This is a genomic window from Citrobacter sp. RHB25-C09, from assembly GCF_013836145.1.
Lineage (GTDB): Bacteria > Pseudomonadota > Gammaproteobacteria > Enterobacterales > Enterobacteriaceae > Citrobacter_A.
Genome location: NZ_CP057483.1, coordinates 171,954 through 193,141 on the forward strand (window position 1 = coordinate 171,954; position 21,188 = coordinate 193,141).

The 21,188-nt window shown below is 53.5% G+C and carries 20 protein-coding genes; 8 read left to right on the top strand and 12 right to left on the bottom strand.

The features are described 5' to 3' along the window. Nucleotides 1-77 precede the first annotated feature (77 nt). Nucleotides 78-1,073 carry an acyltransferase gene (locus tag HVY19_RS00765; RefSeq protein WP_181682546.1) on the bottom strand — a complete coding sequence of 332 codons (996 nt, stop codon included), beginning with the start codon at nt 1,071-1,073 and terminating at the stop codon, nt 78-80. A 297-nt stretch (nt 1,074-1,370) separates the two neighbouring features. Here HVY19_RS00765 and HVY19_RS00770 point away from each other — a divergent pair, with 297 nt between their 5' ends. From HVY19_RS00770 to glyS, 3 genes are all read left to right on the top strand, one after another. Then, nucleotides 1,371-1,667 (top strand): YsaB family lipoprotein, encoded by a 297-nt coding sequence (locus tag HVY19_RS00770; RefSeq protein ID WP_181684191.1) that lies wholly within the window; start codon nt 1,371-1,373, stop codon nt 1,665-1,667. A 96-nt stretch (nt 1,668-1,763) separates the two neighbouring features. Then, nucleotides 1,764-2,675 carry a glycine--tRNA ligase subunit alpha gene (gene glyQ, locus HVY19_RS00775; protein ID WP_102603165.1) on the top strand — a complete coding sequence of 304 codons (912 nt, stop codon included), beginning with the start codon at nt 1,764-1,766 and terminating at the stop codon, nt 2,673-2,675. Nucleotides 2,676-2,684: 9 nt separating this feature from the next. Further along, nucleotides 2,685-4,754 carry a glycine--tRNA ligase subunit beta gene (gene glyS / locus HVY19_RS00780; protein ID WP_181682547.1) on the top strand — a complete coding sequence of 690 codons (2,070 nt, stop codon included), beginning with the start codon at nt 2,685-2,687 and terminating at the stop codon, nt 4,752-4,754. A 103-nt stretch (nt 4,755-4,857) separates the two neighbouring features. On the opposite strand, the gene cueP is transcribed toward glyS, so the two are convergent. The 3 genes from cueP to HVY19_RS00795 form a co-directional block, all read right to left on the bottom strand. After that, the gene (cueP, locus tag HVY19_RS00785; protein WP_181682548.1) at nt 4,858-5,397 is read right to left on the bottom strand and encodes a copper-binding periplasmic metallochaperone CueP; all 540 of its coding nucleotides are present in this window, start codon (nt 5,395-5,397) and stop codon (nt 4,858-4,860) included. 155 nt (nt 5,398-5,552) lie between these two features. After that, a complete protein-coding gene (gene cspA, locus HVY19_RS00790) occupies nt 5,553-5,765 on the bottom strand; it encodes an RNA chaperone/antiterminator CspA (protein WP_004126446.1) in 213 nt (70 codons plus the stop codon). Nucleotides 5,766-6,044: 279 nt separating this feature from the next. Next, nucleotides 6,045-6,335: an HTH-type transcriptional regulator gene (locus HVY19_RS00795; RefSeq protein WP_181682549.1), complete on the bottom strand. Its 291-nt coding sequence runs from the start codon at nt 6,333-6,335 to the stop codon at nt 6,045-6,047. A gap of 357 nt (nt 6,336-6,692) precedes the next feature. Between HVY19_RS00795 and HVY19_RS00800 the strand changes: the two genes are divergently transcribed. Continuing rightward, a complete protein-coding gene (locus HVY19_RS00800) occupies nt 6,693-7,403 on the top strand; it encodes a DUF3053 domain-containing protein (RefSeq protein ID WP_181682550.1) in 711 nt (236 codons plus the stop codon). A 49-nt stretch (nt 7,404-7,452) separates the two neighbouring features. Here the strand turns inward: HVY19_RS00800 and ghrB are convergent, their stop codons facing one another. From ghrB to HVY19_RS00830, 6 genes are all read right to left on the bottom strand, one after another. Further along, a complete protein-coding gene (gene ghrB, locus HVY19_RS00805; RefSeq protein ID WP_181682551.1) occupies nt 7,453-8,427 on the bottom strand; it encodes a glyoxylate/hydroxypyruvate reductase GhrB in 975 nt (324 codons plus the stop codon). 22 nt (nt 8,428-8,449) lie between these two features. Next, nucleotides 8,450-9,730 (bottom strand): MFS transporter, encoded by a 1,281-nt coding sequence (locus HVY19_RS00810; protein WP_181682552.1) that lies wholly within the window; start codon nt 9,728-9,730, stop codon nt 8,450-8,452. Nucleotides 9,731-9,796: 66 nt separating this feature from the next. After that, nucleotides 9,797-10,735, bottom strand: a complete 939-nt coding sequence (locus tag HVY19_RS00815; protein WP_181682553.1) for a sugar kinase — start codon at nt 10,733-10,735, stop codon at nt 9,797-9,799. A gap of 3 nt (nt 10,736-10,738) precedes the next feature. Then, complete coding sequence (locus tag HVY19_RS00820; protein ID WP_181682554.1) at nt 10,739-11,488, bottom strand: sugar phosphate isomerase/epimerase; 750 nt, start codon at nt 11,486-11,488, stop codon at nt 10,739-10,741. A gap of 98 nt (nt 11,489-11,586) precedes the next feature. Then, entirely contained in the window at nt 11,587-12,603 is a 1,017-nt protein-coding gene (locus HVY19_RS00825; protein ID WP_181682555.1) for a LacI family DNA-binding transcriptional regulator, read from the bottom strand. A gap of 211 nt (nt 12,604-12,814) precedes the next feature. After that, entirely contained in the window at nt 12,815-13,477 is a 663-nt protein-coding gene (locus HVY19_RS00830; protein WP_181682556.1) for an OmpA family lipoprotein, read from the bottom strand. Nucleotides 13,478-13,627: 150 nt separating this feature from the next. Here HVY19_RS00830 and HVY19_RS00835 point away from each other — a divergent pair, with 150 nt between their 5' ends. Beyond that, nucleotides 13,628-15,955: a molybdopterin guanine dinucleotide-containing S/N-oxide reductase gene (locus tag HVY19_RS00835; protein WP_181684192.1), complete on the top strand. Its 2,328-nt coding sequence runs from the start codon at nt 13,628-13,630 to the stop codon at nt 15,953-15,955. Here HVY19_RS00835 and HVY19_RS00840 read toward each other — a convergent pair. After that, the gene (locus HVY19_RS00840; protein WP_181682557.1) at nt 15,933-16,364 is read right to left on the bottom strand and encodes an N-acetyltransferase; all 432 of its coding nucleotides are present in this window, start codon (nt 16,362-16,364) and stop codon (nt 15,933-15,935) included. The two genes, HVY19_RS00835 and HVY19_RS00840, sit on opposite strands and share 23 nt — an antisense overlap. After that, a complete protein-coding gene (gene tag, locus HVY19_RS00845) occupies nt 16,345-16,923 on the bottom strand; it encodes a DNA-3-methyladenine glycosylase I (RefSeq protein ID WP_181682558.1) in 579 nt (192 codons plus the stop codon). Before tag ends, HVY19_RS00840 begins: the two co-directional genes overlap by 20 nt. 156 nt (nt 16,924-17,079) lie before the next feature. Between tag and HVY19_RS00850 the strand changes: the two genes are divergently transcribed. The 3 genes from HVY19_RS00850 to eptB all read left to right on the top strand — a co-directional run bounded on the left by HVY19_RS00850 (nt 17,080) and on the right by eptB (nt 21,166). Beyond that, the gene (locus HVY19_RS00850; RefSeq protein ID WP_181682559.1) at nt 17,080-17,781 is read left to right on the top strand and encodes an autotransporter domain-containing protein; all 702 of its coding nucleotides are present in this window, start codon (nt 17,080-17,082) and stop codon (nt 17,779-17,781) included. A 227-nt stretch (nt 17,782-18,008) separates the two neighbouring features. Continuing rightward, nucleotides 18,009-19,211, top strand: coding sequence for an MFS transporter (locus tag HVY19_RS00855; protein WP_181682560.1), 1,203 nt, complete (start codon nt 18,009-18,011; stop codon nt 19,209-19,211). 263 nt (nt 19,212-19,474) lie between these two features. Further along, the gene (gene eptB / locus HVY19_RS00860; RefSeq protein WP_181682561.1) at nt 19,475-21,166 is read left to right on the top strand and encodes a kdo(2)-lipid A phosphoethanolamine 7''-transferase; all 1,692 of its coding nucleotides are present in this window, start codon (nt 19,475-19,477) and stop codon (nt 21,164-21,166) included. Nucleotides 21,167-21,188 lie beyond the last annotated feature (22 nt).

Consider the following 21,188-nt stretch of genomic DNA (forward strand, 5'->3'; position numbering starts at 1 on the left):
GACGTCTACGACGGCGTTTTCCTGATAAGGGGTAGTGCCACACTGAATTCAGTTGGCTTTTCTACCCGTTTGCTGGTTCAACTCACCAGTCGGCGCGTATCTATACGCTGCAACAGTATAGAAAGAAGCAAACTGCCTGCCAGCGTCGCGCTAAAAATCCACAGCATATCTAACGGCGGCCAGCTTTTTATCTCAAGCCCGCTGGTGCGTAAGGCATGGATAATCAGTGCGTGAAAACCGTAAATGCCCAGCGAGTGGCGGGAGATCAGTCCAAGCCCGGGCACGGTTGAGGTATTGAGGGTGTTTTTGACCAGCGTCAGCAGCGCGATAGCGCAGATAAAAACCATCGGCCCGCAGTACAGATACCAGGTGTCGGCAAAATTGCCGCGCCACTCCAGTTCATGGAGCGTTCCGCGTGAAATGATCGCAACCCCGGCAATAAAAACGATGGCACAAACCCCGGAAAGCGCACGTTTTTGCGTTTCGAATGCGCCGATAGCACGCCCCAGGATCCCGTACAGAATGTAGTAAAAGGTGTCGCCGCTGATATACAAATTGATTGGTAACCACTCAAAACCGCCGATCTTTTGCGAAACGGTATTCGGGTTGGCGACAATACCGAGAATGACCATCAGTATGAGCAACATTTTACCGCTGACGTTTTTCACCTGAATCAACGGCGAAACCAGGTAGACCACCGCAATCGCAAAGAAAAACCACAGGTGATAGAACACCGGTTTTTGCAGCAGATTTTTTAAGGAGAGCTCGGCGTTGATTGAGGTGAATAAGGTGATGTAAATCAGGGCGATGGCGCTGTAGAACAACAGGCAGAGCGCAATGCGCACAAAGTGACGTGGCTGCGCGCTGCGTTCACCAAAAAAGAGATACCCTGAAATCATAAAAAACAACGGTACGCTAACGCGTGACGCTGAATTCAGTACGTTAGCCAGATCCCAGTTGAACGGCGTGACGCTCTGCGCATTGGTGATGTACCAGGTGGTGGTATGAATCATCACGACCATTAAACACGCGATCCCTCGCAGATTATCAATCCAGAAAATTTTGGGCTGCATCAGTTCCTCTGTTTGCGTGTTGAATCAGGGACGGCGGAATTTTTGTTAAGGTATCCCGTTGGAAAAATCCGATTTTTTGCGCTAAAGCTTGTGATGGTTGAGGGGATTCGCAAAATGCATCTGACTTATACACATAATCAATCGAGCTGCTTCAAGGGAAGAAATCCTCTGGAGCATAGATAACTCTATGACAGGGGTTTCTGAGTGTAGCCAACAAAGAGGCAACGCGAAGGATGACGTGTATATACCTTAATAATAATAAGTCCGATCGGCAAACAAGGCGGTAATTAAGTCATGATGAAGAGGCTCTTTCCGGCGATGGTCATTTTCCTTTTGGCCGGGTGCTCAACCGAGCAACCGCCCGTTCAAAAAGCGCAACAGGTAAAGGTGACTCCAACGCAGACGCTAAATATGGAGGCGTTGTGTAAAACGGAGGTGGCCCGACGTTACAACACAGATACACAGGAAATTGACGTACTGGGGTTTGAACAATTTCAGGGAAGCTACGAGATGCGCGGCTTTACCTTCCGTAAAGAGAGTTTTGTCTGCTCTTTTGACGCGGATGGGCAGTTTTTACATCTTTCCATGCGTTAAGCCCTGCCTTTTTCCCGTTTCGTACTGTATATCTTGCAGTCAGCGGGTATACTGAACCCTTCCTTTTAAAACCACACGTATCCAGCACGAAATACTATGCAAAAGTTTGATACCAAGACCTTCCAGGGCCTGATCCTGACATTACAGGATTACTGGGCTCGTCAGGGCTGCACCATTGTTCAACCTTTGGACATGGAAGTAGGCGCAGGCACCTCACACCCGATGACCAGCCTGCGTGCGTTGGGGCCAGAACCCATGGCAACCGCGTATGTGCAACCTTCTCGTCGTCCTACCGATGGACGCTATGGCGAAAACCCGAACCGTTTACAGCACTACTATCAGTTCCAGGTGGTCATTAAGCCTTCACCGGACAACATTCAGGAGCTGTACCTTGGGTCGCTGAAAGAGCTGGGTATGGATCCGACCATTCACGATATTCGCTTCGTGGAAGATAACTGGGAAAACCCAACGCTGGGTGCCTGGGGTCTGGGTTGGGAAGTGTGGCTGAATGGTATGGAAGTGACGCAATTTACTTACTTCCAGCAGGTTGGCGGTCTGGAATGTAAACCGATCACCGGTGAGATCACCTATGGTCTGGAACGTCTGGCTATGTACATTCAGGGCGTAGACAGCGTTTACGACCTGGTCTGGAGCGACGGCCCGCTGGGTAAAACCACTTACGGCGACGTGTTCCATCAAAACGAAGTGGAGCAATCCACTTATAACTTCGAATATGCCGATGTGGATTTCCTGTTCACCTGCTTCGAGCAGTACGAGAAAGAAGCACAGCAGTTGCTGGCGCTGGAAAATCCGCTGCCGCTGCCTGCCTACGAGCGTATTCTGAAGGCCGCCCACAGCTTCAACCTGCTGGATGCGCGTAAAGCCATCTCTGTCACCGAGCGTCAGCGCTACATTCTGCGTATTCGCACTCTGACCAAAGCAGTGGCAGAAGCTTACTATGCTTCCCGTGAAGCCCTCGGCTTCCCGATGTGCAATAAAGACAAATAAGAGGCGGCCATGTCTGAGAAAACTTTCCTGGTGGAAATCGGCACTGAAGAGCTGCCACCAAAAGCCCTGCGCAGCCTGGCGGAGTCCTTTGCTGCGAACGTGACTGCGGAGCTGGATAACGCTGGCATCGCACACGGCAATGTTGAATGGTTTGCTGCTCCACGCCGCCTGGCGCTGAAAGTGGCGAATCTTGCTGAATCCCAGCCCGATCGCGAAGTTGAAAAACGTGGTCCGGCGATTGCTCAGGCATTTGATGCTGAAGGCAAACCGAGCAAAGCGGCAGAAGGCTGGGCGCGGGGTTGCGGGATCACCGTTGACCAGGCCGAGCGTCTGACCACCGATAAAGGCGAGTGGTTGCTGTATCGTGCCCATGTGAAAGGCGAAAGCGCTGAAGCGCTGCTGCCGAACATGATCGCCACGTCCCTGGCAAAACTGCCGATCCCGAAACTGATGCGCTGGGGCGCGTCTGACGTCCACTTCGTGCGTCCGGTGCATACCGTGACTCTGCTGCTGGGCGATAAAGTGATTCCGGCGACTATCCTCGGCATCCAGTCCGATCGCGTGATTCGTGGCCACCGCTTTATGGGCGAGCCGGAATTTACCATCGACAATGCGGATCAGTATCCACAAATTCTGCTTGAGCGCGGCAAAGTCATTGCTGACTATGAGCAGCGTAAAGCTAAAATCAAAGCAGATGCCGAAGAAGCGGCGCGTAAGATTGGCGGTAACGCCGACCTGAGCGAAAGCCTGCTGGAAGAAGTGACCTCGCTGGTGGAATGGCCGGTTGTGCTGACCGCGAAGTTCGAAGAAAAATTCCTCGCGGTGCCTTCCGAAGCGCTGGTTTACACCATGAAAGGCGACCAGAAGTACTTCCCGGTTTACGCTAACGACGGCAAACTGCTGCCGAACTTCATCTTCGTCGCGAACATCGAATCGAAAGATCCGAGCCAGATTATCTCTGGTAACGAGAAAGTGGTTCGTCCGCGTCTGGCGGATGCCGAATTCTTCTTCAACACCGACCGCAAAAAACGTCTGGAAGATCATCTGCCGCGTCTGCAAACCGTGCTGTTCCAGCAGCAGTTGGGTACCCTGCGCGACAAGACCGATCGCATACAGGCACTGGCAGGCTGGATTGCCGGTCAGATTGGGGCGGATGTTAACCACGCAACCCGCGCGGGCCTGTTGTCTAAGTGTGACCTGATGACCAACATGGTCTTTGAGTTCACCGACACCCAGGGCGTGATGGGGATGCACTACGCGCGACACGATGGTGAAGCGGAAGATGTGGCGGTTGCCCTGAATGAACAGTATCAGCCGCGTTTTGCGGGTGACTCCCTGCCGTCTAACCCGATTGCCTGCGCGCTGGCCATTGCTGACAAGATGGACACCCTGGCGGGTATCTTCGGTATTGGTCAGCATCCGAAAGGTGACAAAGACCCGTTTGCGCTGCGTCGTGCTGCGCTGGGCGTGCTGCGTATCATCGTTGAGAAGAACCTGAACCTCGATCTGCAAACCCTGACGGAAGAAGCGGTGCGTCTGTACGGCGACAAGCTGACTAATGCCAACGTTGTGGATGATGTGATCGACTTTATGCTTGGTCGCTTCCGTGCCTGGTATCAGGACGAAGGCTACACCGTCGACATCATCCAGGCAGTGCTGGCGCGTCGTCCGACTCGTCCGGCAGACTTCGATGCCCGTATGAAGGCCGTTTCCCACTTCCGCTCTCTGGAAGCCGCCTCTGCGCTGGCAGCGGCGAACAAACGCGTCTCCAACATCCTGGCGAAGTCTGACGAAACGCTGAACGATCGTGTGAACGCCTCGACCCTGAAAGAGCCGGAAGAGATCGCTCTGGCCATGCAGGTGGTAGTACTACGCGACAAGCTCGAGCCGTACTTCGCCGATGGTCGTTACCAGGAAGCGCTGGTGGAGCTGGCGGAACTGCGTGAACCGGTCGATGCCTTCTTCGAGAAAGTCATGGTTAACGTGGACGACAAAGAACTACGTGTAAACCGCCTGACGATGCTTGAAAAACTGCGTGAGCTGTTCCTGCGCGTTGCGGATATTTCGCTACTGCAATAAGCGAAGCGCTAATCATAAAAAACCTGCCTCCGGGCAGGTTTTTTTATATCGACCTTTGTAGGCCCGATAAGCGCAGCGCCATCGGGCATTATTCACAAATCGATTACTGGAGCTGTAATTCCGTCAGGCAGGTCTGGCTGTCATTTCTCGTCGCGATTGCATGTGACGCCGTTTTGCCGTTGTAACTCACTTCTATCGTCCCTTCGATATTGCGCGGCAGCCATACGCCCACAAATCCGTTCTGGTAGCTTTTGATCGGCTTCTGAATCAGCACATCCCCTTTCTGGTCGGTGACTTTGACGTTGAACGTGGTATTGGGCATTTCGCCCTGGCAGCCGGAAAGGCTGTGGTTAAAACACGGGTGCGTTTGACGTTCATAAGGGGCAAAGGAGAGATAGAACTTATCGCCCAGCGGCAGAGCGTATGTTTGCCCCTCGGAAGACAGTTTCAGCTCAGTGCTGGTGATAGAAGCGGAAAAAGGCAACGGGCGAGCCTGTGGCGTTTGATCAATGGTATTCACCATCTGCTCAACGGTTTTACCGGCAAGACCGTGGTCCGCAAGAAAAGTGGCTTCAGAAGATGCAGCAAAAGCGGTACTGCTGGTAAGTAAACCTAACGCGAAAACGAAGGGAAGTTTAGACATAGCTTCAATTCCATGTGAATAACAAGGATATCACTATAAAGCTTTCCCTAAGGGGAAGGTCAAAGGGTGGGCAGGTAAAGTAATGCAAAGGCGGGAAAAGGATAAAAAAAATCCCCGCCGTTTGGCAGGGATCTTGAATTCTGAGCTTGTTAAGCTTACAGGCTGGTTACGTTGCCAGCTGCCGGGCCTTTAGCGCCGCTTTCGATGGTGAAGGAAACTTTCTGACCTTCGTCCAGGGATTTGTAGCCTTCGTTCTGGATAGCAGAGAAGTGTACGAACACGTCTTTAGAGCCATCGTCAGGAGTGATGAAGCCGAAGCCTTTGTCAGCGTTGAACCATTTTACGATACCAGTCATTTTACCGGACATAGTGTATTACCTTTTAAAAAATAAGTGTGCCTTTCGGCGATATGGCGTGCTTTACAGATTTTTTAAGCGTTAAGGAAATGCTCACTACGAGGGGTATCAATGATAACTCTTGAAGGGACTACCTTACTAAACTGCTTTAATGGTCTGTACGTCAAACCGTTGACACGCATTAACTCATGTTCCGCCGGGTGATGCAACTTAAATTTTCCACCAATGTGTTTTAGTTTGTGGAAAACGGTCCTGCACCAGGACCGTACGGACAGAAAAAAATAGCAAAAACTAATCCATTAACTGCTTACTCAATGCAGGGTTAGCCTGTATCAGGCGCATCAGCTTCAACTCGGTACTGGAAGGCTTAATCCTTTTGGATTCCCATTCCTGCACCGTAGCGACTGTTACACCTAATGCTCTGGCGAAATCAGCTGTCTTAAGCCCGGTTCCCCGTCGTAACTGTTCGAATTCGGTGAAGGGATTCGGCTTTTGCATCAGGGTGTTTTTTGGTAATTCATCTTTAAAAACAATTTGTTCCAGGCTGCTTAGCAGCTCAAACATTGGATCTTTATATTCCATTGAGAACTCCTAATAAATCACACAGCGGGATCGTGAATTTCATCGAAGCCACTTAAGAATAGTCGTAAAAAAGCGGTTCGGAGGAGCATAACGTGGCAAGAACATAGACCTGGCGCGTTTCAGCAGGAAACACAGTCGATTTTTAGCCTGCTAACGATTTGATAACGAGCGAGATATCAAAAGTATGAGGGACATTTGTAAAGATTACGAAAATATGGCTATTGTCGGTTAATCGCGTGAATTTCCACTACAAGATTACGTCGATGGGGTATCCTGCAAGCCTGACCTGGACTATCCTTGTCAGCGTCAGACACGCATGTGTCGTTGTGCGCATTTTTGGGTGAAAGGAGTATTAAAATGGCGACAGGTAAGTCCTGCTCTCGCTGGTTTGCGCCTCTTGCGGCGTTATTAATGGTAGTTAGCCTGAGTGGGTGTTTTGATAAAGAAGGCGATCAGCGGAAAGCGTTTATCGATTTTCTGCAGAATACGGTGATGCGTAGCGGCGAACGTCTTCCTACATTAACCGCCGATCAGAAAAAAACATTTGGTCCGTTTGTTTCGGACTATGCGGTTCTGTATGCCTACTCACAGCAGGTGAACCAGGCGATGGATGCAGCGTTGCGTCCGGTCGTTGATAGCGTAAATGCCATTCGCGTGCCACAAGACTATATGACTCAGCGCGGCGCGCTGCGAGATTTGAACGGTTCTCTTGGCGTGCTGGGGCAGCAGTTGCAGAATGCGAAATTGCAGGCTGATTCAGCGCATGGCGCGCTTAAGCAGGCAGAGGATTTGAAGCCGGTCTTTGATCAGGTCTACAAGAAAGTGGTGACAACGCCAGCAGAGGCGCTGCAACCGCTGATTCCTGCCGCACAAATCTTCACCCAGCAGCTCGTGCAGGTGGGCGATTTTGTCGCGCAGCAAGGGACGCAGGTGAGCTTTGTCGCTAACGGCATTCAGTTCCCGACGTCACAGCAGGCAAGTCAGTACAACACACTGATTGGGCCTCTGGCCTCGCAGCACCAGGCGTTTAATCAGGCCTGGACGGCGGCAGTAAACGCCATTCAGTAATGATGATATGCCGGATGGCCCTGGCGGCATCCGGCATTTTGTTTTTGTATTAGCTCGCCACCTGCGGATTCACGCAGTTCTTCTCTACCTTCCCTTGTAATGCATCAATCAGATTATCCACCGCGCAAGCCGCCATGTTATAGCGAGTTTCATGGGTTGCGGACCCAATATGCGGCACCGCAACGACGTTCGTCATTGACAGTAACGGTGAGTCAATCGGCAGCGGCTCCTGCTCAAACACATCCAGGCCCGCGGCATGAATCTCACCGTTTTGTAGCGCAGCAATCAGCGCATTTTCATCGACCACCGGACCTCGCCCGGCATTGATGAAAATGGCAGAGGACTTCATTTTGGCAAACTGTGTGGCGCCAAACAGATGGTGTGTCTCTTCCGTTAGCGGCAGGATCAGGCAGACAAAATCCGCTTCCTGTAACAGCGTGTCGAGGTCGCAATAGCGAGCATTAAAGCGCTCCTCGGCTTCCTGATGGTGGCGACGGGCGTTATAGAGGATGGGCATGTTAAAACCAAAGTGGGCTCGCTGTGCCAGCGCAAGGCCAATGCGTCCCATACCGACAATGCCCATCGTTTTGTGGTGAACATCGGTGCCAAACCAGTCAGGACCGATGTTTTGGGTCCATTCGCCGACCTTCACGCGTTCAGCCACTTCCACCACGCGCCTTGCGGTCGACAGCACCAGCGTCATCACCGTATCGGCAACGGTTTCCGTCAGCACCGTTGGCGTGTGCATCAGCAAAATATTGCGCGCATTCAGCGCATCCACATCGAAATTGTCATAACCCACGGAGATCGTCGATGTGGCGCGCAGCTTCGGCATCTTTTCCAGCAGGGCGGTATCGACGGTTTGAGTGGAGCCCAGCAGACCCTCCGCACTGGCAAAAGCCTGTGCGTGTTGTTCAACCGTTTCCGGGTGCAGGTTTGGCACCTTCGTCACGCTGAAATGGGCTTCCAGGCGCTGTAGTAAATCGTCAGGTAACGCTTTATAGAGAATAATGGACGGCTTCATACGACTCTCCGTGAGTTAAAATTTACGCGTGGCGTGCGCCAACCGGTAACTGCTGATTATTCGCCGGCTTAACGATCAAGGTTAGCCCTACTGAGGCGAAAAGCGCCACACCCATAAAGATATACGAGGCGGATGGGCTGCCGGTGGCACCGTTAAGATAACCCACGAACCACGAGCCGAGAAACGAACCCAGCGCGCCCATACTGTTGATTAATGCCATCGCACCGCCCGCGACGTTGCGCGGCAGCATTTCCGGGATGATCGCGAAGAACGGGCCATACGGCGCGTACATTGCTGCACCGGCAATCACCAACAGGATATACGAGGCCCAGAAGTTGTTCGCGCCAACCGCCCAGGAACCGATAAAAGCACATGCAGCGATCAGCAGCAATGGCCAGACGAATAGCTTACGGTTCTGTAATTTATCGGAAGCCCAGGACGCGACGATCATCGCGACCGTAGCAGCCAGATACGGCACGGAGGAGAGCCAGCCTACTTCGACCATGCCGAGGTTCGCTCCGCCGTCGCGAATGATAGAAGGCAGCCACAGCACGAAGCCGTAAACGCCAATGCTCCAGGTGAAATATTGCATGCACAGCAGGATCACGTTACGCGAGCGGAAGGCGTCACCATAGTTGCGAACGGCTTTAATGCCCTGCTGTTCTTGCTCCAGTTGCGTTTGCAGCGCAGATTTTTCTGCGTCAGAAAGCCAGCCGACCTGCGCCGGTTTATCTCTCACCAGCGCCCACCATAAGAATGCCCACAGGATGGCGGGAACCCCTTCGATGATAAACATTTCACGCCAGCCGAGTGCCTGAATCAGGTAGCCGGAAACGACCGACATCCACAGCACCGTCACCGGATTACCGAGGATCAGGAAGGTATTAGCACGTGAGCGCTCCGATTTCGTAAACCAGTTACTGATGTAAATCAGCATCGCTGGCATAACGGCCGCTTCTACCACGCCCAGGATGAAGCGAATGGCGGCCAGAGCAGGAATATTACTCACCATCCCGGTCAGCGAGGCGCACCCGCCCCACAAAATCAGGCAGATAAAAATCAGTTTGCGTACGCTACGGCGTTCGGCATAAACCGCGCCGGGGATCTGAAAGAAGAAATAGCCCAGGAAGAACAGAGCGCCCAGCAGGGAGGAGATCCCTTTGGTGATACCGAGATCTTCATTTATCCCCGCAGCGGAAGCGAAGCTGAAGTTTGCGCGGTCAAGATACGCCAGGCTGTACGTGATAAACACGATTGGCATGATGTACCACCAGCGTTTTGCTGCATTTGTTGAGCTTGCCATAGTCAACCTCTGTTGTGTTAGCCGCCGCTGTTTGAAGGGTACAGGGGGCAATATCATTTCGTGACGTTATTCACCTAACGCGTCACGCGTGGGTAAGCCTTCACTGTCGCCCTGAACCTGAATGGCCAGCGCGCCAATTTTATTACCGCGAGTCACGGCCTGATGCAGCGAGCGACCTTCCAGCAGGGCGCTAATAACGCCAACGGCAAAGCCATCACCCGCACCAACCGTATCGACGACATTGTCGACTTTTACCGGAGCAACGCAGCCTTTCTCGCCGTCAGCGGTTTTGTACCAGGCACCATCCGCCCCCGTTTTCAGCACCACGGCCTTAACGCCATGACGCAGATAAAAATCCGCGATGCCTTCCAGCGTCTGCTGTCCGGTTAAAATCATTCCTTCTTTAAAGCCTGGTAGCACCCAATCGGCCTGGAACGCGAGGCGGTTAAGTTTCTCCACCATTTCGGCTTCACTCTTCCACAGTACCGGGCGCAGGTTCGGGTCGAAGGAGATCGTTTTGCCCTGAGCCTTCAGCGTGCGCGCGGTATGCGCCAGCAGTTCATAGGAGCTGGCTGAGAGCGCTGCCGCAACGCCGCTCAGGTGCAGATGGCGGGCGCTGGAAAAGTATGTTTCGTTGTAATCGGCAATCGAAAGGTGGCTGGCCGCAGAACCTTTACGGAAATACTCCACAATGGGATCGGTTCCATTTCCGGCTTTAGATTTTAGCTGAAAGCCGGTAGCGAAACGCTCATCAACAGTGACTCCCCGGGTATCGATCCCCTCCTTTTTCAGCGAGTTAATGACAAAGCGCCCAAAGCTGTCATTCCCTACGCGGCTCACCCAGCCCACGTTCATACCCAACCGCGCCAACCCGGTGGCGACGTTCAGCTCAGCGCCGGCAACGCGCTTTATGAACTGCTCAACGTCTGCCAGTTCGCCGGTCTGCGTGGCGACAAACATCGCCATCGCTTCGCCTATCGTGATCACATCCAGGGCCTTTTTCATGCCTTACTCCTTACGCAATAATTCGACGTAGCGGCGGGTGACAGCGGTCAGGTCCGCGCCTTCCAGCGGGAATTCAATACCGCGCGGTACGTCGCCGGGAAGGTGTTCGAGGAGTTCCAGCCAGCGCGGGTCTGCCCTGTCCGGGGGAACGGCGCGATAGCTGTCGTTATGCGCTGTGGCGGCTTTCACATGGACATAGCCGACTGACGAAGACAACTGGCGGGCCGACTCTTCCGGCGAATCGCCAACCCAGAGCCAGTTACCCATATCAAAGGTCAGGGATATCGGCAGTGCTTGTTGCTGACAGGCTGCATTAAAGCGTTGCATAGGCTCAAGACGTCCACAGGGGGTCTGGTCGTTTTCCACCACCAGTGCCATGCCGCTACTTTCCAGCCAGTCGCGTAGGGTGTCGAACGGTGTAGCATCGATAAAATGTCCCAGCGAAACTTTCAGCCACAGCGCGCGCAGCGTTTGTGCTTCCTGCAAAAGCGCTGGGAGTTGTGGGTTGAGCGTGCCATTTTCCAGAAACAGCGGCTGCGGGGCGGAGTAGCAGGCCAGCAGATCAAATATTTCAATGGCCGAGGCCAGGGTGGGAAGCGCGCTGAGTTCAGCGTCGGTAAACATTTCGCGACGGATTTCGACGCCGTCGGCACCCGCGCCGGCAATCACCGGCAGCATTGCCGTTTGTCCGCCTGCGTTACGGACAGTGTCATAGCCATACGCGGCGGTGACGACCATAATTTTTCTCTGCATGGGAACTCCTGTTCTAACGCTATAGTTATTACGCTAGATGGAACCGGTTCCAAAGAAAAGTCGCATTCGCTGAAATTATGATCGCCATCACGAAGGAATTAACGTGCGGTAGAACCGCGAACGATTAGCTCGCCGGAGAAAACCTGCTCATGAATGGCGCCATTGCCCCCTTCGATCCGGCTAACGACCTGCTCTACCGCGGCATAGCCAATCTGCCACGTCGGCTGCTTCAGGGTGGTGATCCCAACGCCCGCCAGCTCGGCCCATTCCAGTTCATCGAACCCCAGCAGGCCGATGTCGCTGCCCCAGTTGAGGCCAATGCGTTTTAGCGAACGGGCGACCTGCAGCGTGAGCGCACCATTGGCGGAAATGACCGCTTTACGCATTCCCCGATGCTGCTGATGAAACTGACGCAGGGTATTGTCCATTTGCGTATTTTCGGTCAACGGGACTTCCGCATTTTCCTCCACTACGCCCGGATAGCGCGCCACCGTTGCACGAAAGGCGGCCAGGCGTTCGCGACGGGTGTTGACCATGCCCAGGGGTTCGCTGAGAAACAACAAGGCCTCAAAGCCTTGTTCAATTAAATGTTCGGTGGCCGTGGTGGCCGCCTGTGTATTGTCCAGCCCGACGACGTCACAGGCAAAATCAGGGATTTTACGGTCAATTAGCACCATCGGCAGCGCCGACTGTTGCAGGCGGTTTAACCCCTCTTCGCGCATCCCCACCGCATTCACCACAATGCCTTCAACCTGATAACTGCGCAGCAGGTCGAGATAGTGCAACTCCTGATCCACTTCGTTGTTGGTATTACAGACCAGCGGAGTAAACCCTTTTTCGCGACAGGCGGCTTCGATACCGCTTAATACATTGACGGAATAGGGGTTGGTAATGTCGGCAATAATCAAACCAATCAGACGGGTGCGGCCGCGTTTCAGGCTGCGTGCCATCAGGCTTGGACGATAATCGAGTTCGGCAACGGCCTTTTCAATGCGCGCCAACAGGGCGTCAGAGAGCAGATGTTTTTCACCATTAAGATAGCGAGAAATACTGGTTTTGCCGGTTTTGGCCGCTTTTGCGACATCGCTGATGGTAGGGCGCGCTGATTTTGCCATAGGGGTTATCTCGTCAGAAAGTGAGAACACCTTAGCGCGAAAATCTGGCTAATCAAGTCTTTTGCCCGGTGGCGCTTTCGCTTACCGGGCCTGGGGAACGGCGTTTGTCGGCCGGATAAGGCGTAGCCGTCATCCGGCTGCGAGTGCCGGGGACGCTTCGCTTGCCCGGCCTACGAGGTGGATACGGTTTGTCGCCATCCGGCACAAAATATTACTGGAGTGGACTTAGGGTGATCTCAACGCGACGGTTTTGTGCTTTACCTTCCGCGGTACTGTTGCTGGCGATTGGGTTAGCCGGGCCCATCCCGCTGGTGCGGATACGGTTGGCGGCGACGCCCTGAGCGATCAGCGCGCTGGCGACGCTGTCCGCACGCTGCTGTGAAAGACGCATATTCAAATCCTGCCCGCCGGTGCTGTCGGTGTAACCTGTCACATTGACGGCAGTTTTAGGGTACTCCTTCAATACCATCGCCACGCCGGTCAGCGTATTTGCGCCCGCCGGTTTCAGGCTTGAGCTGCTGCTGTCGAAGGTGACGTTATTCGGCATATTCAGGATGATGTTATCGCCGCTGCGGGTCACGCTCACACCGGTCCCCTGCATTTTGTCACGCAGTTTCGCTTCCTGAACGTCCATGTAGTAACCCACGCCGCCGCCGAGTGCGGCGCCTGCTGCCGCACCAATCAGCGCGCCTTTGCCGCGATCTTTCTTCGAGGAGGAGAGTGCGCCGATACCCGCGCCGACCAGTGAACCTACACCCGCGCCGATGCCGGATTTACCCGCTTCGCGTTCTCCGGTGTATGGGTTGGTGGTGCAGCCAGATACCGCAAGGGCGCCGCTCACGATAGCGGCAATCACTAATACACGTTTCTTCATCTTAATTCCTTTATGACTTTCTTATTTTTGCCACAACCAGCGTGGCGCTAGATTATGCCGTGTGAAGATGAAGAAAATTCCAGGGATCTCTCTGAAATTTGTAAGTAACATTGAACGGAGCAATAAATCAGCCTATTTGCAGGAGCGCCCATCTTGACGACGCATTATTCGGTTTTAACCGCCGCCCATTGGGGCCCCATTCTTGTTGAAACCGACGGTAAGACCGTGTTCTCTTCCCGTGGGGCGCTACCCGCTTCACACCCAAACTCGCTGCAAACGGTGGTTCGTGACCAGGTACACAGCAATACCCGGGTACGTTTTCCGATGGTGCGCAAAGGCTTTCTCGCTTCTCCGGACCAGCCGCAGGGCGTGCGCGGACAGGATGAATTTGTGCGGGTGAGTTGGGATGAGGCGCTGACGTTGATTCACTCGCAGCATAAACGCATTCGTGACACGTATGGCCCATCGTCGATTTTTGCCGGTTCATACGGCTGGCGTTCCAATGGCGTATTGCATAAAGCCGCGACGCTATTGCAGCGCTACATGTCGCTGGCAGGCGGCTATACCGGCCATTTGGGCGACTACTCTACCGGGGCGGCACAGGCCATCATGCCTTACGTGGTGGGCGGCAGCGAGGTCTACCAGCAGCAGACCAGTTGGCCGTTGGTGCTTGAACACAGCGATGTCGTCGTGCTGTGGAGCGCCAACCCGCTAAATACGCTAAAAATTGCCTGGAATGCTTCAGACGAGCAGGGCATTCCTTACTTTGACGCGCTACGCCAAAGTGGAAAGCGGCTGATCTGTATCGATCCGATGCGATCGGAGAGCGTCGATTTCTTCGGCGACAAGATGGAATGGATTGCGCCGCATATGGGCACCGACGTCGCGCTGATGCTGGGTATCGCCCATACGCTGGTGGAAAACGGCTGGCATGACCAGGCGTTCCTTGCGCGCTGCACCACGGGTTACGCTATTTTCGAAGAGTACCTGCTGGGCGTAAGTGATGGGATTGGTAAAACGGCGGAATGGGCGGCTGAGATATGCGGCCTTCCGGCGGCTAAGATCCGCGAACTGGCGGAGGTTTTTCACAAAAATACCACGATGATCATGGCCGGCTGGGGAATGCAGCGCCAGCAGTTTGGCGAGCAGAAGCACTGGATGATTGTCACCCTTGCCGCCATGCTGGGGCAAATTGGCACGCCCGGCGGTGGGTTTGGCCTTTCATATCATTTTGCCAACGGCGGCAACCCCACGCGTCGTGCTGCGGTACTTGCGTCCATGCAGGGCAGCGTGCCCGGCGGCACCGATGCCGTGGATAAAATCCCGGTGGCCCGCATTGTGGAAGCGCTGGAAAATCCGGGTTCTCCCTATCAGCACAACGGAATGGATCGCCACTTTCCGGATATCCGTTTCGTCTGGTGGGCTGGCGGGGCTAACTTTACTCACCATCAGGATACCAACCGCTTGATTCGCGCCTGGCAAAAGCCTGAACTGGTCGTGATTTCCGAATGCTTCTGGACCGCCGCTGCGAAGCATGCCGATATTGTGCTGCCTGCTACGACTTCCTTTGAGCGTAACGATCTCACCATGACCGGCGATTACAGCAACCAGCATCTGGTGCCGATGAAGCAGGTTGTGCCCCCGCAGGGCGAGGCGCGCAATGATTTTGACGTCTTTGCGGAACTCAGCGAGCGTTGGGAGCGCGGCGGTCGGGAGCGCTTCACCGAAGGTAAAAGTGAACTTGCGTGGCTGGAAACGTTTTACAACATTGCCGGGCAGCGCGGGGCCAGCCAGCAGGTGACGTTACCGCCATTTGCTTCGTTCTGGGACGCGAACGCGTTAATTGAGATGCCGGAAAACCCGGCCAACGCGCAGTTTGTCCGTTTTGCTGATTTCCGGCGTGACCCGCAGACGCATCCGTTGAAAACAGACAGTGGCAAAATCGAGATATTCTCGCAGCGAATTGCGGGATACGGCTACGCAGATTGTCCGGGTCACCCGATGTGGCTGGAGCCGGATGAGTGGCACGGCAATGCGCAAGCAGGGCAATTACAGGTTTTATCGGCTCACCCCGCGCATCGCCTGCATAGCCAACTCAACTATAGTCAGTTGCGTGAGCAGTACGCCGTGGCGGATCGCGAGCCGATCACGATCCATCCCCTGGATGCTCAGGCTCGGGGGATTCGTGACGGTGATGTGGTACGCCTGTGGAACGCGCGAGGGCAAATTCTGGCGGGGGCTACGATCAGTGAAGGCATCAAACCGGGCGTGATCTGCATTCATGAAGGCGCATGGCCGGACCTGGATCTCTCCGCAGGGGGCATCTGCAAAAACGGGGCGGTCAATGTCCTCACCAAAGACCTGTCCAGTTCTCGTTTGGGGAACGGATGCGCCGGTAATACGGCGCTGGCGTGGCTGGAAAAATACAGCGGACCCGAGCTGACGCTGACGGCGTTTAACCCGCCTCCCAGCTCATGATCCAGGTCGGATGTTGGGTATCCTCCTGCCATGCGCTGTCTTCAATCCTAAAACCCTGCGAATGGTAAAAATTTACCGCCGTCAGGTTTTTTTGATACACCTCGAGGCTAAGAAGGTTATAGCGCTGCTGCACGCACTGCACCAGCGCTTTGCCAACCCCCCGGTTAAAGGCATTCGGGGCGACAAACAGCGCACCTAAAAAGCGCTCTTCAAGCACGCTCACAAAGCCCTTAACGTCACCATCCTCTTCCCAGACCCACGTTTTTGCTGCGGGCAGGTAGACATCGCGTACAACCGCCTCGCTTTCGCGCCAGTAGCTTTCGCGGATAAAAGGATGGCCATAGATCGTACTTTCCAGCCATAGCGCCATAATCGAGGTGATGTCGGAACTATGGAACTCGCGAATCATGTTTTTCTCCCGGATGACAAAAACAGCCAGTGATATGATCATTTACCAATCCGCAGGCCTGCATAAAGGAGTAGCAAATTGTGGTGCCAACGAATTTAAAGCCCCGTTTTTTTAACGCCTTCGACAGGGCGTCTGACGCTGGGGTTGATGTCGGGATCTCACTGAGCGTGGCTGCATAGCTAACCTGAGGCTGATGGTTCACAAACGACCAGACGAAGTCAGCAAAGGGTTCGCCGTTTTGTTCCATGGCAAGCCAGGCGCGGGCGTTGCCAATAATGGCCTGAATCTTCCCGCGATGGCGAATAATTCCGGCGTCCAGCAGTAATCTTTCAATATCCTCTTCCTGCATTGCCGCGACGCGAACGGGATCAAAATGATGGAAATTAGCGCGGTAATTCTCGCGTTTCTTTAATACGGTAATCCAGGAAAGGCCTGCCTGCTGACCTTCCAGACAGATCATTTCGAACAGCTTTTTCCCGTCCGTTTCGGGAACGCCCCACTCTTCATCATGATAGGTAATGTAAAGCGGGTCCTGACTGACCCAACCGCAACGTTCCATATTCTCCCTCGTTCTCTGAATCGATATAAAAATATCATTCCTACCGCCTTGACGTGCCAGCGAAAAAGATAATATTTAATAAAGGGCTCTTGCCTGTGATTATTATTAACAATGAAATAATATCGCCGATTTCGGCTCTCTTTCGGAGTCGCATTGATGATGATAATAAAACGCAGTGGTCGCCGGGGAATGACTCTCCTGGCGATTGTGGCTGTTTGTTCGCTTTCCATCAACACCGTTCAGGCCTGGCAACAAGAATATATCGTTGATGCTGCACCTGGAGATACGGTTGAACGCTATACATGGGACAGCGATCACCAACCAAGCTATGACGACATTCTGGCTGAGCGTATCAGAACGGCACAAAATGCGCCGGGCTTAATCGTGAGTTTTGCTGACGCAACGCCGAACGAAGCGAACAGCGGGATGAGCATGGGCTGGAATATTCCTGTTCCTGGCGGTATTACCACCGGGCCGATTGCGGCTGTCCATTATGATGGTACAACCACCTCTATCTATAACGAGTATGGCGACAGCATCGCCAACCCCTCTGCCGATCCCTTATGGCATGCCAGCGTGAGTACGTTCGGCTGGCGCGTGAATTCGCAATTTGGCGAAGTGCGACCGTGGGCGCAAATCAGTTACAACCAGCAGTTTGGCGACAATATCTGGAAAGCACAGTCGGGACTGAGCCGTATGGCGGCGACAACGCAGGACAGTAACTGGCTTGACGTTACTCTTGGCGCGGATATGTTGCTCAACCCTCATGTCGCGGCTTATGCCGCACTCTCACAGGCTGAAAATACGACGAATGATACCGATTACCTTTATACGATGGGGGTGAGCGCCAGATTTTAACCTGTCATTTACATTTTACACTTATAAACAACATGTTATAGGGCGATAGTGGATATTCACTGGGCGTAAATAATTAGTTTGGTGAATGCTGTCTCGTCATTCATTCCGTTTTCCAGGCAATTCATTCCGCGCTGACGGCACTTCATGCCGTTTTCTCCCTGCATAAACTGCAATTCGATATGGTTGTCGGCAGAGAATTTCCCTTTTGTTTATGCAGGAACACTGCCATGAAAACATCATCCTATCAGCGTACCCGTTGGTTAACCCTTATCGGCACCATCATTACTCAGTTTGCACTGGGTTCCGTCTATACCTGGAGCCTGTTTAATGGTGTGCTTTCTGAGAAGTTAGGTGAGCCTGTCAGCCAGGTCGCCTTCTCGTTCGGCCTGTTGAGTTTAGGTCTGGCGATCTCCTCGTCCGTGGCCGGTAAATTACAGGAACGGTTCGGCGTAAAGCGCGTGACGATGGCCTCCGGGATCCTGCTGGGGCTGGGGTTCTTCCTGACAGCGCACTCTAATAACCTGATGATGCTGTGGCTAAGCGCCGGGGTACTGGTCGGCCTGGCGGATGGCGCAGGCTACCTGTTAACGCTCTCCAACTGTGTGAAGTGGTTTCCGGAACGCAAAGGGCTGATTTCTGCATTCGCTATTGGTTCTTATGGCCTGGGCAGTCTGGGGTTCAAATTTATCGACAGTCAGCTACTGGCAACCGTGGGCCTGGAAAATACCTTCGTCATCTGGGGCGCGATTGTGTTGGTGATGATTGTCTTTGGCTCGCTGCTGATGACCGATGCGCCGAATCAGGAAGTGAAAACGAAAAATGGTGTCGTGGAAAATGACTACACGCTGGCGCAGTCCATGCGCAAACCTCAGTACTGGATGTTGGCGGTCATGTTCCTGACGGCCTGCATGAGCGGGCTGTATGTGATTGGCGTAGCGAAAGATATCGCGCAGGGACTGGCGCATATGGATGTTGCTTCAGCGGCAAACGCGGTGACGGTAATCTCCATCGCTAACCTGTCCGGCCGCCTGGTGCTGGGTATCCTGTCGGATAAAATTTCCCGTATCCGCGTTATCACTCTTGGTCAGGTGGTGTCGCTGGTGGGGATGGCCGCGCTGCTGTTCGCGCCGCTGAATGCGATGACCTTCTTTGCCGCCATTGCCTGCGTCGCCTTCAACTTCGGCGGTACGATTACTGTCTTTCCGTCGCTGGTCAGCGAGTTCTTTGGCCTGAACAACCTGGCGAAAAACTACGGTGTAATTTATCTTGGCTTTGGGATTGGCAGCATCTGCGGTTCGATTATCGCCTCGCTGTTTGGCGGTTTCTATGTCACCTTCTGCGTCATCTTCGCACTGCTGATTCTTTCTCTGGCGCTATCCACCACGATTCGTCAGCCGAAACGCGCGGTGCTGGAAATGGCACATGCCTGACAGGCGTTGAGTTCCCAAAAAAGCCAGCGGACCCGCTGGCTTTATTGATTTCATTAGTATGATTATTCCGCTTTCAAACTTGATTTTTTTGTAAAATTCTTCTTCGATCACACACTCTGCTGCCACTTTTCCCTTCTCTTGTGGTCTACTTAGCCGCGCACGTGTAGATTTTCCATTTCTGGCTACCTTCGCAACGTTACCTGCCCGGTTTAATTAACCTTGGCGCAAGTGGTATTTACCCTCGATTCCCAGGGCTTGTTTGCATGAAATACATTAAGTCGATATCGCAGCAAAAGCTTAGCTTCTTGCTCGCTATCTATATTGGTCTGTTTATGAATTGCGCAGTTTATTTCCGTCGATTAGATGGTTATGCGCAAAACTTCACCGTCTGGAATGGAATCGCAGCGGTTGTTGAACTGGCTGGCACTGTGCTGGCAACGTTCGTTCTTTTACGCCTTTTGTCTTTGTTTGGCAGAAGCGTGTGGCGTGTTCTGGCTTTGCTGGTGGTGCTGATCTCCGCCGGTGCCAGTTATTACATGACTTTCCTGAATGTCATGATCGGTTACGGTATTGTCGCCTCCGTTATGACGACCGATATCGATCTCTCAAAAGAGGTTGTCGGCTGGTCTTTTGTCCTCTGGCTGGTTGGAGTAAGCCTCGTTCCGCTGGTATTCATTTGGTTTAACCGCGCGACAGATACCTTTTGGCGTCAACTTCGCACACCAAAAGTCCGCTGGCGCAGCGCATTAACCGTTCTGATTGCGGGACTGCTGGTCTGGGGGCCGATCCGCCTTCTCGAAGTACACCAGAAACGGGCTGACCGCCTCGCCAGCGTCGATATGCCGAGCTACGGCGGCGTGCTGGCCAACTCGTACCTGCCTTCAAACTGGCTCTCTTCGTTGGGACTGTATGCCTGGGCGCAGGTGGATGAATCCTCGGACAACAAATCGCTGATCAATCCGGCGAAGAAATTTACCTATACCCCGACGCAGAATCTGGACGATACCTATGTCATTTTCATCATTGGTGAAACCACCCGTTGGGACCATATGGGGATGCTGGGTTATGAGCGCGATACCACGCCGAAGCTCGCGAAAGAGAAGAATCTGGTGATGTATCGCGGTTACTCGTGCGACACGGCGACCAAGCTATCGCTACGCTGTATGTTCGTGCGCCAGGGGGGAGCGAAAGATAACCCTCAACGCACGCTGAAAGAGCAAAACGTCTTTGCGGTGCTCAAACAGCTAGGCTTTAGCTCCGACCTGTATGCGATGCAAAGCGAGATTTGGTTCTACAGCAACACCATGGCCGACAATATTGCCTACCGTGAACAGATTGCCGCTGAACCGCGCAACCGGGGCAAAGCTGTCGATGACATGCTGCTGGTAAATGAGATTGACCGCTCTTTACAGGCGAACCCACAGGGTAAGCATCTTATTGTGTTACATACCAAAGGCTCTCACTACAACTATACGCAGCGTTACCCGCGTGAGTACGCCCAGTGGAAGCCGGAGTGCTACGCCATCGACAGTAAGTGTCCAAAAGAGGTTATGGTGAATTCGTTCGATAACTCGATCACCTATGTTGATCATTTTATCGATACGGTGATTGATCAGGTCCGTGATAAGAAGGCAATTGTGTTCTACGCATCTGACCATGGTGAGTCCATCAACGATAACAAGCATCTGCACGGGACACCGCGTGAAATGGCGCCACCGGAGCAATTCCGCGTTCCGATGATGGTGTGGATGTCTGAAAAGTACCTGGAAAACCCAGCCAATGCGCAGGCGTTTGCACAACTGAAGAAAAAAGCGGAAATGAAAGTCCCGCGCCGTCACGTTGAGCTATACGACACCATCATGGGCTGCCTCGGTTATACCTCGCCAAATGGCGGGATCAACGAGAACAACAACTGGTGTCATATCCCTGACGGACAGAAAGCCGCAGCGCAGTAAGCTGGCTGACGACTTTCTCGCC